This is a genomic window from Streptomyces sp. RLB3-17 (assembly GCF_007113425.2).
GTDB lineage: Bacteria > Actinomycetota > Actinomycetes > Streptomycetales > Streptomycetaceae > Streptomyces > Streptomyces mirabilis_D.
Genome location: NZ_CP041610.2, coordinates 4,017,708 through 4,029,643 on the forward strand (window position 1 = coordinate 4,017,708; position 11,936 = coordinate 4,029,643).

Consider the following 11,936-nt stretch of genomic DNA (forward strand, 5'->3'; position numbering starts at 1 on the left):
ACTGTCCCGGGTGCCACGATTCCGGCGCCGCCATGTTTACGTAAACATCACCACCGACCCGGCTCCGGCCATGAGTTCGGGCCTCGCCGCGCCGGCCGATGTTTACGTAAACACAGCGTTCCGGTCGGTGGATCAGGGAGGAGCGGACGGATGGGCTCAACGCCGCGGGCGAGGATTCACGGCGCCTGGAGGCCGTCGAGGTCGAGACGGCACAAGAACCGTGCCTCGCGCCTGCCTTGAGTGCGCCGAGGCCCACCCGCGCGGGCGACAGGACCGCCCCGCACGCCCCCACACCCTCCCCTCCCACACCGGTGAAGCACCACCGGTCAAGCACTCCCGGCCAAGCACCACCGCACCACCGATACAGCACCGGTCGTCACCGGGCCCATGACGGCGAGCCGACGCACCCCGCGTCCCGTCCGGCCCGGAGAACCTTCCGACGGCCGCCCGGCCCCCGCGCAGGCTCCGCCGGGCGCTGAGCCGCAGTCACCTGAAAGGGCAAGTCGATGCGCACTACCCCCGCCAGAACCCGCCTCTCGCCCCGTCTGCGCGCCGCCTTCGTGGCGCTCCTGATCGCCGGCACCAGCGGCACCGCCGTCGCCGCGACCAGCGGCACGGCCGTCGCCGGCGGCCCCGCCCACGCCGCGCCGAGCAAGGACACGACCCAGTTCAAGGGCGTGAACTGGGCCGACCCGCGTGACAACTTCGCCGACGACCCGGTCGTCCTGTCCGGCCTGTCGACCTCCGACGGCTACGCCCGGACCTACGCCAAGGCGAGCCGGATCATCTCGGCGTTCCGCGCGAACCTCGGCGCCAACACCGTCCGGCTGCCCATCAACCCGTACACGGTCAACGGCTCGTACTGGAAGTCCTACCGCGGGGTCATCGACGCCGCGTCGGACAAGGGCTTCAAGGTCATCGTCTCCTACTGGGAGGGCACGGGCGCCCGCAAGGACGGCTTCATCGACGACCCCGCCACCTTCTGGCCCATGTGGAACACGGTGGTCAAGACCTACAAGAACGACAAGCAGGTCTACTTCGAGCCGATGAACGAGCCCCACGGCTACACCGACACCGAGTGGGCCGACATCGCGGCGAAGTGGCTGGCCACCTACCCCTCCGTCCCGCGCGACCGGGTGTTCGTCAGCGGCGCCGGCTACAACGACCACGTCACCTCCGTCTGCGCCGACCCGCGTCTGAAGGGCACCTACCTCTCCCTGCACCACTACGGCTTCTGGAAGGACTACGCCACCTACGACCAGTGGGTGTCCGACCTCAAGGAGCGCATCGGTGACTGCGCGGGCCGTACCGTCGCCGACGAGTTCGGCGCCCCGATGACCACCGGCCTCGACTACAACAAGCCGGACGCCTCCAACAACTACGTCAACTACGTCCAGGCCGTCACCGACACCTTCCGCCAGTTGAAGATGGGCTCCGTCTACTGGCCCGGCCTGCGCACCGACGACACGTACTCCCTGCAGACCCTGACCGGCGACCCCGCCCGCCCGTGGCTCGCCACCACCAACCAGTCCGGCGCCGACCGCCTCGCCTGGGCCTGGGGCCGCGGAAAGCCCGTCCAGCCCTGACCCGGCCCCCCGGCCCGGCCCGCGCGCGCGGGGCCGCTGGATCCGCTCCTCGTTCGAACTGACTTCGCCAAGGAACCGCCGTTCCCCGGCGATCACCCCGGACGAGCGCGAAGCGCGCGAAACGTACAACCGCGGCCCCTGGATCAGCTCCAGGGGCCGCAACCTCGCCGCGGGCAGAGCCGAGGACGGCCCGTCAGCTGCACACGCGGGCGTTGAGCCGGGCGGCCTCGCGCGTCAGGTGGTCGCGTCGGCCGGTGATCACGCGGCGGACAGGACCAGGTGGACCTTGAGGGCGAGATGCACCTGCAGCACCTGGTCGCCGTGGCGCCACTGCGGGCCGAGCAGCGAGGTGATGCGGTCGATGCGCTGGTAGAGCGTGTTGACGTGGATGTAGAGCTCGGCGGCCGTGCGGCCCAGGCCGGTGTCGCAGGCGAAGAAGGCGAGCAGGGTGCGGGTGAGCTCGCCGCCGCGCTGGGTGTCGTAGTCGAGGACGGGGCCGATGGTGCGGCGCACGAAGCGGTGCAGCTCCTCGCGGCCCGCCTGATGGAACAGCAGCCCGTAGACGCCCAGTTCGCCGGGGGACGCCCCTTCTCCGTCGCGGTCGAGCGCGAGCAGGACGTCCAGGCAGCGGACCGCGTCGTGGTGTGCCTCGACGATGGCGTCGATGCCGGGCACGGCCGTCGCGGCGCCGACGGTGACCAGGTTGTCCACGACCCGCGACAAGTGGTCGGCCAGGGTGCGGGCGGCCTCGTCCGGGTCCGGATCCTGCGGCAGGAGGACGACGGTGTCGCCCCGGTATTCACCCGCGAGACCCCGGGCATGGGCGGCGTACGAGGCCGCGGCATCGGCGATGCGTCGCCGATGGGCGCTGTCACGGCAGCGGGCGGCGAACAATGTGTGCGGGCGGTGGAGGTCGAGGCCCACCAGGGTGGCCCTGCGCCGCAGGCCCTCCGGATCCCGGTGCGGGGAGCCGAGCAGGTCCTCGAGGATCTCGCCGCGCAGCCGGTGCTCGGCCTCGGCGACGGTGCGCTCGCTGAGCAGCATCAGCGCGGTGACGAGCGCGGCACGCTCGAGGGAACGTACTCCCGAGGCGTCCAGGTGGTCGCGGACGAGCAGCAGAACGCCCAGGAGTTCGCTGCCGGCCACGATGGGAGTGGCACAGGCGGCGGATCCGTCGGCGCCGGCCGGGATACGGCGGGTGCGGCGGGCGTCCGTGCTCAGCACCCGGGCGTCGCGGACCGCATGGGCGGCGGGGCACGGATCCGGGAGCGCTCCTTCGGTGCGGGCCTGTTCGACGAGAGGGTCGTCACCGGCGGCGGCCATGGTGCGGCCGCGGGGGTCAAGGACGAGGATGCTCCCGCCGAGGACGTCGGCGAGGGTCTGCGCGACGTCGGCCATGCCGCCGCCGTCGAGGACGATGGTGGTGAGGCGCTCGTGCAGGGCGGCGGCGCGTTCGATGGATTCGCTGTGGGCGCGGATGACGCCATTGGCTTCGGTGAGTTCGTCGACTGCTCTGCGTACGTCCTGGAAGAGGGTCGCGTTCTCGATGGCGATGGCGGCGTGGTTGGCGAGCGAGACGAGCAGGGCCACCTCGTGCTCGGAGAAGGGGCGGACCCGGCGGTTGGCCGCGAACAGGACGCCAATGACGTTCTCGCCGAGTTTGAGAGGCACTCCCTCGATGGAGATCAGCCCCTCGCCGCCCACGACGTCGTCGATGCAGTGCTCGAAGCGCAGGTCGGCGAAGTAGTCGGAGGTGTTGTACGGAACCGCCGTCTTGGCCACAAGACCGCCGAGGCCTGCGCCCATGGCAAGCCGTGCCTGCTTGAACGCGTCGGTACGTATCCCGTCGGTCACCCGCATATAAGTGTCGCCGCGTTGAGCGTCGTTGAGCATCAGGTAGGCCACGTCGGTGCCGAGCAGGCTGCGAGCCCGGCGGACGATGGCCTGGAGCACGGCCTCCAGATCACGCAGTGAGGACAGGTCCCCCGCTGTCTCGTAGAGCGCGGCGAGCTCGGCCTCCCGACGGCGACGCTCCTCCAGGCGCGCCCGTACCTGCAGGGCGTCGTCGACGAGCGCGGCGAGCCGGGGGCGGTCCTCGGAAGGGCATCGGTCGAGGAGGGCGTCGTACTCACTCTGCGCGGCGTCTTCGCGCAGCAGGCGCAGCAGCCGCGCCGCGGGCTCCACATCGGCCCGACTGTGTGTGGTCGTCGAGTCCACGGATGCCTCCTGAGTGTTCCGGTACGCGTTCCCGCCTGCGATGTTCACCGCCCCGGCTCCGTCTGCACAGATCTACGACGAGACCGGTTGCGACGCGTCGTCGTGGTCGTGCTCCAGGTGTGGTTCCGGGTCGGGGGCCGTGGACTGCGTACGGGAGCGCAGGGTGTGCGTGAGTGTGCCCCACACTCCTCGGCGGAAGAGCAGGACGACGACGATGAAGACGCCGCCGGTGACCAGGCCGGTCTCCTCGAAACCGGACGTGGACAGCCAGTCCTCCAGGCGGACGATGGCGCCGGCACCCAGCAGGCTGCCCCAGAGGGTGCCGATGCCGCCGAGGACCGTCATGACGACGACCTTGCCCGACGTCGTCCAGTACACCTCCTGCAGAGAGGCGAAACCGTGGTTGACCGCGTAGAGTCCGCCCGCGAGGCCGGACAGGAACGCGGACACGGTGAAGACGACGAGCTTGTAGCGGTCGGCGGCATATCCCAGGGCGCGGGCACGGGCGGAGTTGTCGCGCACGGCGGCGATCACCCGGCCGAACGGGGAGTGCACGATCCGCCAGGCCGCGGCGAGGCCGAGCAGCACCACCGGCAGGGCCGCGTAGTAGAAGACGAACGAGTCCGACAGGTCGATGCCCGGCAGGTCGCGGGGAATTCCCTGCAGACCGTTCTCGCCGCCCGTGACATCGCCCCACTGGTTGGCGATGAAGTACACCATCTGCGCGAAGGCCAGGGTGACCATGGCGAAGTAGATGCCGCTGCGCCGGACCGCGAAGAACCCGATGGGCAGGGCGAGCAGCGCGGCGGCCGCCGCCCCGCCCAGCACGGCGACGTAGAACGGCAGTCCGCTGTGGATGGCGATCAGCCCGGTGACGTACGCCGAGCTGCCCCAGAACGCCGCGTGTCCGAAGGACAGCAGCCCGGCGTGACCGAGCAGCAGATCGAAGGCGACGGCGAACAGGCCCCAGCAGAGGATGTCCGTGGCGACCGGCGGATACAGGCCCCAGGGCAGACCGAAGGCCACGAGCAGCCCGGCGGTGAGCAGGCCCCACCGGATCCGGGCGGGGCGGCTGTGCAGCTTCTCGAGGAGGCCGAGGATCACGCGTGTTCCTCCTTGCCGAACAGTCCGGCGGGCCGGACGAGCAGCACGACGGCCATCAGCAGGTAGACCGAGGTCTGGGACAGGACGGGGACGTAGAGGTTGCCGAGGGCCTGGATCATGCCGATGGTGAACCCGGCGAGCACGGAGCCGAAGACGGAGCCGAGGCCGCCGATGACGACGACCGCGAACACTGTGATGATCAGGTCGCTGCCCATACCGGAGTTGACCGCCCGCATGGGTGCGGCGAGCACGCCGGCCAGGGCCGCGAGCCCGACGCCGAAGCCGAAGACCGGCGTGACCCAGCGCCCCGTGTCGATGCCGAACGCCCTGGTGAGTTCCGGGCGTTCGGTGGCCGCGCGCACGATGGTCCCGATCCGGGTGCGGGTGAGCAGCAGCCACACGGCCAGGCAGAGAGCGACCGAGACGGCGAGTACGAACACCTGGTAGCGCGGGAAGTCGAACAGGCCCAGATCCATGGAGCCGGGGAAGGGACCGCGCTCGTAGGGCTGCGACTGCGCACCGTACTTCATGCGAAGCAGGTCCTGGCAGACCAGCGCGATGCCGAAGGTGAGCAGGAAGTTGTAGAGCGGGTCGAGGGCCGTCAGGCGGCGGATCAGCAACCGTTCGAGGAGGGTGCCGGCGACGGCGAGTGCGAGGGGCACGAGCAGCAGGGCCCACCAGAAGCCGAGCCCCGCGCTGTCGCCGAGGGCGACCGCGCCGAACGCGCCGAGCATGTAGAGCGCGCCGTGGGCGAAGTTCACCACGCGCAGCATGCCGAAGATGACGGCGAGGCCGAGGGCGAGCAGGGCGTAGAAGCTGCCGCTGACCAGCCCGTTGAAGGCCTGTTGGAGAAACGAGGTCATGAGTGGGTCCCGTCGTCGGCCGGCGGCCTGCCCGTCGTGCGGGCCGCCGGACCCCGGTGGTCAGCTGAGATGGCAGTCGGGCGAAGGCTGGTCGAATGCCTCGGCGGCGGGGATGGTCTTGACCGGCTCGGTGTAGTCACCGGCCTCGCTCGCCTTGGCCGGGTCCTTGACCTTGGCCAGGTACGCGTCGTGGACGACCCGGTGGTCCTCGGCGCGGATGGTGGCGTTGTGGGCGAAGAAGTCGCTGAACTTGGTGCCGTCCAGCTCCTTCGAGACGTCGGCCGCCCGGTCGCTGCCCGCCTTCTGCGCGGCCTCCAGATAGTGCGTCGCCGCCGAGTAGTCGGCCGCCTGGTCGAAGGTGGGCCGCTGTCCTGTGCGCTCCTTGAACCGGTCGGCCCAGGCCTGGGCCTTGGCGTCGACGTTCCAGAACCAGGCCGTGGTGAACATCGTTCCGGCAAGCTTGTCCGCGCCGATGGCCTTGATGTCGGTGTCGAAGAGCAGGCCGATGGCCAGCTCGATGCCCTTGTCCTTCAGTTTGAACTGCTGGTACTGCTTGACGACGTTGGCCAGGTCACCCCCCGCCTGCAGGGCCCCGAGCACCTGCGGCTTCGGCTTCAGGCCCGGTGCCTTGAGCAGGAAGGTGGAGTAGTTGTCGCTGGGGAACGGCGTGGGGTCCTTGGCGACGACCTTGCCGCCCGCGCCCTCGATGGCCGTCTCGAACTTCTTCTGCATGTCCTGCCCGAAGGCGTAGTCCGGGTAGATCGTGTACCAGTTCTTGCCTCCCGCTCGGGTGACCGCGGAGCCGGTGCCGTGCGCCAGCATGTAGGTGTCGTAGGCCCATTCATAGGTGTACGGATTGCAGGTCTTGCCCGCGAGTTCCGTGGTGGCGGCGCCGGTGTTGAAGTACAGCTTCTTGGCCTGGCCGGCGACGGTCTGCACCGCGAGGGCCGCCGACGAGGTCGGCACGTCGAAGAGCGCGTCGGCCTTCTTGCGGTCGTACATCTCCCGAGCCTGGGTGTTGGCGATCTCCGGCTTGTTCTGGTGGTCGGCCTTGATGACCTCGATGTTCTGGGTGATCGCCTTGTCGCCGTACTTCTTCTTGAAGTCGTCGACGGCCATCTGCACGGCCTGCACCGAGTTCGGTCCCGCGATGTCCGCGTAGACGCCGGACAGGTCGGTGAGCACACCGAGCACGATCTTGTCGTCGCTGACCTTCCCGCCGCCCGAGCTCGGTCCGCCGCCCCCGCAGCCCGCGAGCAGTGCCCCCACCGCGGCCGTGGCCACGACCGTCGACAGCCTGTGTTTCATTGCTTCCTCCTGATGCGTACGTCCCGAATGAGCGGAGGTGACGGAGTGTCACAGTCCGAGATAGGCGAGGAGTTCGCCCTCGCGCTGCCGTACGTCGGCGTTGTCGAGCGCCTCCACGATCCGGCCCTGCGCGAGGAGGTAGTGGCGGTCGGCGATGGTCGCGGCGAAGCGCAGGTTCTGCTCCACCAGCAGCACCGACACTCCGTGCTCCTTGGCCCCGCGCAGAATCTCGCCGATCTGCTGCACGATGACCGGGGCAAGGCCCTCGGTCGGCTCGTCGCACAGCAGCACGCGCGCGCCGGCGCGCAGGACCCGGGCGAGGGCGAGCATCTGCTGTTCACCGCCGGAGAGCTTGCCGCCGGGGAAGCGGCGGCGCGCGGCGAGCACCGGGAAGGCGTCGTAGATGCGGGGCAGCGGCCACGCGGAGCCCGGCGAGGCCGGCGGCAGGGTCAGGTTCTCCTCGACGGACAGGCCCGCGTAGATGCCTCGGTCGTCGGGAACGTATCCGAGGCCGAGCCGGGCCCTGCGATGCGGCGGTGCCGCGGTGATGTCCTTGCCCGCCAGCGCGACCCGGCCGGTCATCTCACGGTGCAGCCCCATGGCGCAGCGCAGCAGGGTGGACTTTCCCGCGCCGTTGCGGCCGACGAGGGTGACGACCTCGCCCTCGCCGACCCGCAGGGACACCTCGTCCAGGGCCGTGGCCTCGCCGTACCGGGCGCTGACGCCCTTGATCTCAAGCAACGTCGGCCCCCAGGTACGCCTCGACGACCCGTGGATCGGTCCTGACCCGGTCGTAGGGGCCCTCCACGAGCACTTCGCCGCGCTGCAGGACCGTGACGGTGTCGGCGAGCGAGCCGACGACGCTCATGTTGTGCTCGACCATCACCACGGTGCGTCCCTCGCGGATCCTGTCGATGAGCGCCACGGTGCGGTCGACGTCCTCCAGACCCATGCCTGCTGTCGGCTCGTCGAGCAGCAGCAACGCCGGGTCCAGGGCGAGGGCGAGGGCCAGTTCCAGCGCGCGCTTCTGCCCGTACGGAAGGTTTCCGGCGGGCCGGTCGGCGAGATGCTCGAGTCCGACGTCACCGAGGAGTTCGAGGGCCCGGCCGGAGAAGCGGCGCATCAGTTTGTCCGTACGCCAGAACCGGCGGCCGAGACCGGTGCCCGACTGGAGGGCGAGCTCGACGTGCTCCCGGGCCGTCATCTGCGCAAAGAGGCTGGTGACCTGGAAGGAGCGGGCGACGCCGAGGCCGGCGATGCGCTCCGGGGGCTGGCCGGTGATGTCGTGTCCGGCGAAGGTGATACGCCCGCCGGACGGCCTGAGAAATCCGGTCAGCAGGTTGAACAGCGTTGTCTTTCCTGCCCCGTTGGGGCCTACGAGCGCGTGGACCGTGCCCTCGGTGACCCTCAGGTCCACCGCGCTGACGGCGCGGAATCCCTGGAACTCCTTGGACAGGCCTTGCGTGACCAGGATGGCGCGCGGTTGTCTCATGACGCCTCGGATGCGCAGGGGATGCACCGGCGGATGCCGATGTGGGGCAGACGTTAAGTTCGGCCATGAGCAGCGGCTACGGAGAGAATCTCCACAAGACGCCCCCGCACGGGTGTGGGTCTTCTCCCTCCCCGCGCCGCTCCGCCCGTCGCCGGTGTGGGTACTTGCTCCACTGAGGCGGGGGACGTTCCGGAGTCTTCCTCCGTCGCCCGGGTCCGGCACCGCGGTGACGATGTGCGCCATGGCGATGATGGAGACCCCGCTCAACACGTGGCTGCTGTTCGGACACGCCCCGCGCTACTTTCCCGACACCGAGGTGGTCACGCGACTTCCCGACGGCCGTGTGCACCGTTACACGTACGCCGCGTTCGCGCGCCGTGCCCAGCAGTTGATGCACGCCCTTGACGCTCTCGGCCTGGCGCCGGACGACCGGGTGGCCACCCTCGCCTGGAACGGATACCGGCACCTGGAGGCCTACTGGGCCGTGCCCTGCACCGGGCGCGTCCTGCACACCCTGAACCTGAGGCTCTCCCCCGAGGACCTGGCGTACATCATCGGCCACGCGGACGACCGCGCCATCCTGGCCGATCCCGATCTGCTGCCACTTCTGGAGAAGGTGCACGCGCGGGGCGGCCTCGCCGGCGTGCGGCATGTCATCGTGCTCGGCGACGAGGTGCCCGACACCGCGCTGCCGGGGGTGGTGGCGTACGAACAGCTGATCGCCGGTCTGCCGGATGCGTACGCCCCCCGCGACATCGACGAACGGTCGCCGCTCGGCCTGTGTTACACCTCCGGCACCACCGGCCGCCCCAAGGGCGTGCTCTACACGCACCGTTCGACCGTGCTGCACGCCATCGCCGCGTCCTCGCAGTCCGCCATGGCCATCGGCCCAGGTGACTGCGTACTGCCGGTCGTGCCCATGTTCCACGCCAACGCCTGGGGCGTCCCCTACACCGCCACTCCGTACGGCGCCAAGCAGGTGTTCCTCAGTGGCTCGCTCGATCCCGTGGCCCTGGTCGAGCTGATGGCCGCCGAGCGGGTCACGGTCGCCGCGGGCGTGCCCACCATCTGGATGGCGGTCGCCGACGAGATCACCGCCCGCGGCGGGTTGCCGTCGCTACGGCATCTGCTGTGCGGCGGCGCCCGCCCGCCCCGCGCCCTGATCGAACGCTACCGGCGCGACTTCGGCATCCCTCTGGTGCAGGTGTGGGGCATGACCGAGACCTCGCCGCTGGCCAGTGTGGCGTGGCCGAAGGAGCGGATGCGCGACTGGGAGGAGGACCGGATCACCGACGCGGTGCGCACCCGGGCCGGTCTTCCACTGCCCGGGGTGCAGATGGACATTCGCGACGAGGCGGGCAAGTCCCTTGCGTGGGACGGGACGTCGATGGGCGATCTGCTCGTACGCGGGCCATGGATCGCCGATTCCTACCTCGGCGGTGAGGGCGCCGCCCAGTTCACGGAGGACGGCTGGTTCCGTACCGGGGACATCGCCATCGGCTCCCCGGACGGCTATGTCGTCATCGCCGACCGTGCGAAGGATCTCATCAAGTCCGGCGGCGAATGGATCTCCTCGGTGGACATGGAGTCGGCCGTCATGGCGCTGCCGGAGGTCGCCGAGGCCGCGGTCATCGCCGTGCCCGACGACAAGTGGCAGGAGCGTCCGCTGATCTGCGTCGCCCCACGGCCGGGCTCCACCGTGACCCTCGAACGCGTACGGGCGCACCTGGAGGCCGGCGGCTTCGCGCGTTGGCAGCTCCCGGACCGTATCGAGGTCGTGGAGGCCATCCCGCGCACCGGAGTCGGCAAGTTCGACAAGAAGGCGTTGCGTGCCCGCTTCGACTCCTGACTCACCGCTCCCTTTCACCTTCACCGCCCGGAGGGCGAACCATGCATCTGAGACGCACGGTCACCTTGTTGTCCGCCGTACTCCTGTCGACGGCGGGAGTGTCGGCGAGCGCCACGGCTCGATCGGCACCCCACTGCGCCGGCCAGAGCCGGATCACCGTACCCGGCGCGGCATTCCAGACCATGGCCTGTCTGCCCGACATGACCACGGCCGCGACCGCCGGTACCGCCTACACCGACTCCGCGGACTGGGCCTCACTCACCGCCAAGGGGACCAGGAACCCCACCGGCGTCCCCGGCATCCAGATCGACGGCTACTTCCCCGACTCCTCGCACCTCAACAAGACCCACGGCTGGAACCACGACTCCCAGTTCGTCATCCGGCTGCCCGAGCGCTGGAACGGCGGCCTCGTGGTGACCGGTGCGCCCGGGACGCGCAAGCAGTACTCCCTGGACCCCCTGATCTCCGACTGGGTCATCGCCCAGGGCTACGCCTTCGCCTCCATCGACAAGGGCAACAGCGGTCCCGACTTCTACACCGACGGCAAGCGGCCCGGCGACGCGATCGCCGAATGGAACCGGCGCACCACCGAGCTGACCCTCGCCACGAAGACCGTCGTCCGGCAGGCGTACGGGCACGCCCCACGCCGCACCTACATGACCGGCATCTCCAACGGCGGCTACCTGACCCGTTGGCAGCTCGAGAACCACCCCGAGCTGTACGACGGCGGAGTGGACTGGGAGGGCGCGCTGTGGACCGAGGACGGGCCGAACCCGTTCACCTATCTGCCGACCGCGGTCGCGTACCAGGCGGGCCGGGCCACCCACGCCGACATGCTCGCCGCCGGATTCGCTCCCGGCACCGAGTTCCTGTGGCCGTACCACGAGGCTGCCTACTGGGGCCTGACGCAGAAGGTGTACCGCGCGGAGGTCGACCCCTCCTACGACCCCAGGTGTCCGGGTGAGTCCGCCGGTTCGACGCTTCCGGAGATTCTCGCGCCCTGCGCGTCGGATGCTTCGTACGACTATGCGGCGCGGCCGGGCTCCGTGCACCGGGCGGTCGAGCGGATCTCGCTCACCGGCAGGATCGGCAAGCCCATGATCACACTGCACGGCTCGCTCGACGCACTGCTGCCGATCGCCACCGACTCGGACGTGTACGCGCGCATGGTCTCCGACAGCCACCGCGGCGGTTCGCACCGCTACTACACGATCGCGGGCGGCACCCACGTCGACGGCCTGTACGACACCTATCCGGACCGGCTCCGGCCGATCCTGCCCTGCTATCGCTCGGCGTTCCACGCTCTGACCGACTGGGTCGAGCACCGGGCCGCCCCGCCGGCGAGCGGCACGGTGCCCAGGCCCACCTCGGGAGACCTGGTCAACTCGTGTGCGCTGCGCTGAGGTTGACCTCGTAGGCAGTGGAGTCTGCCGACACCCGAGGCGATCGAGAAGTGTGGTCCGCTTCCGCTGTCGGGCGTCCGCTGCGGTTCTACGGTGCAGCGGACCGCCCGCTCC

General features: G+C 70.1%; 9 protein-coding genes. 3 read left to right on the top strand and 6 right to left on the bottom strand.

Annotation, left to right across the window (positions count from 1 at the left end; translation table 11 throughout):
* The first annotated feature begins 506 nt into the window (after positions 1-506).
* The gene (locus tag FNV62_RS18570; RefSeq protein WP_143601560.1) at positions 507-1,586 is read left to right on the top strand and encodes a glycoside hydrolase family 5 protein; all 1,080 of its coding nucleotides are present in this window, start codon (positions 507-509) and stop codon (positions 1,584-1,586) included.
* 258 nt (positions 1,587-1,844) lie between these two features.
* Here FNV62_RS18570 and FNV62_RS18575 read toward each other — a convergent pair whose 3' ends face one another.
* The 6 genes from FNV62_RS18575 to FNV62_RS18600 form a co-directional block, all read right to left on the bottom strand.
* Entirely contained in the window at positions 1,845-3,803 is a 1,959-nt protein-coding gene (locus FNV62_RS18575) for a helix-turn-helix domain-containing protein (RefSeq protein WP_144315432.1), read from the bottom strand.
* 72 nt (positions 3,804-3,875) lie between these two features.
* Positions 3,876-4,907, bottom strand: a complete 1,032-nt coding sequence (locus tag FNV62_RS18580; RefSeq protein ID WP_097284608.1) for a branched-chain amino acid ABC transporter permease — start codon at positions 4,905-4,907, stop codon at positions 3,876-3,878.
* Positions 4,904-5,770 carry a branched-chain amino acid ABC transporter permease gene (locus tag FNV62_RS18585; RefSeq protein ID WP_054233556.1) on the bottom strand — a complete coding sequence of 289 codons (867 nt, stop codon included), beginning with the start codon at positions 5,768-5,770 and terminating at the stop codon, positions 4,904-4,906. The genes FNV62_RS18580 and FNV62_RS18585 overlap by 4 nt, the downstream gene beginning before the upstream one ends.
* A 60-nt stretch (positions 5,771-5,830) precedes the next feature.
* Positions 5,831-7,078, bottom strand: coding sequence for an ABC transporter substrate-binding protein (locus FNV62_RS18590; protein WP_143654981.1), 1,248 nt, complete (start codon positions 7,076-7,078; stop codon positions 5,831-5,833).
* A 48-nt stretch (positions 7,079-7,126) separates the two neighbouring features.
* Entirely contained in the window at positions 7,127-7,819 is a 693-nt protein-coding gene (locus tag FNV62_RS18595; RefSeq protein ID WP_054233554.1) for an ABC transporter ATP-binding protein, read from the bottom strand.
* Positions 7,812-8,570, bottom strand: coding sequence for an ABC transporter ATP-binding protein (locus tag FNV62_RS18600; RefSeq protein ID WP_143601562.1), 759 nt, complete (start codon positions 8,568-8,570; stop codon positions 7,812-7,814). Before FNV62_RS18600 ends, FNV62_RS18595 begins: the two co-directional genes overlap by 8 nt.
* Before the next feature lie 241 nt (positions 8,571-8,811).
* Here FNV62_RS18600 and FNV62_RS18605 point away from each other — a divergent pair, with 241 nt between their 5' ends.
* Positions 8,812-10,419: a long-chain fatty acid--CoA ligase gene (locus FNV62_RS18605; RefSeq protein WP_097284613.1), complete on the top strand. Its 1,608-nt coding sequence runs from the start codon at positions 8,812-8,814 to the stop codon at positions 10,417-10,419.
* Between the two features lie 41 nt (positions 10,420-10,460).
* The gene (locus tag FNV62_RS18610) at positions 10,461-11,822 is read left to right on the top strand and encodes a tannase/feruloyl esterase family alpha/beta hydrolase (RefSeq protein WP_143601564.1); all 1,362 of its coding nucleotides are present in this window, start codon (positions 10,461-10,463) and stop codon (positions 11,820-11,822) included.
* The last annotated feature ends 114 nt before the right edge of the window (positions 11,823-11,936 follow it).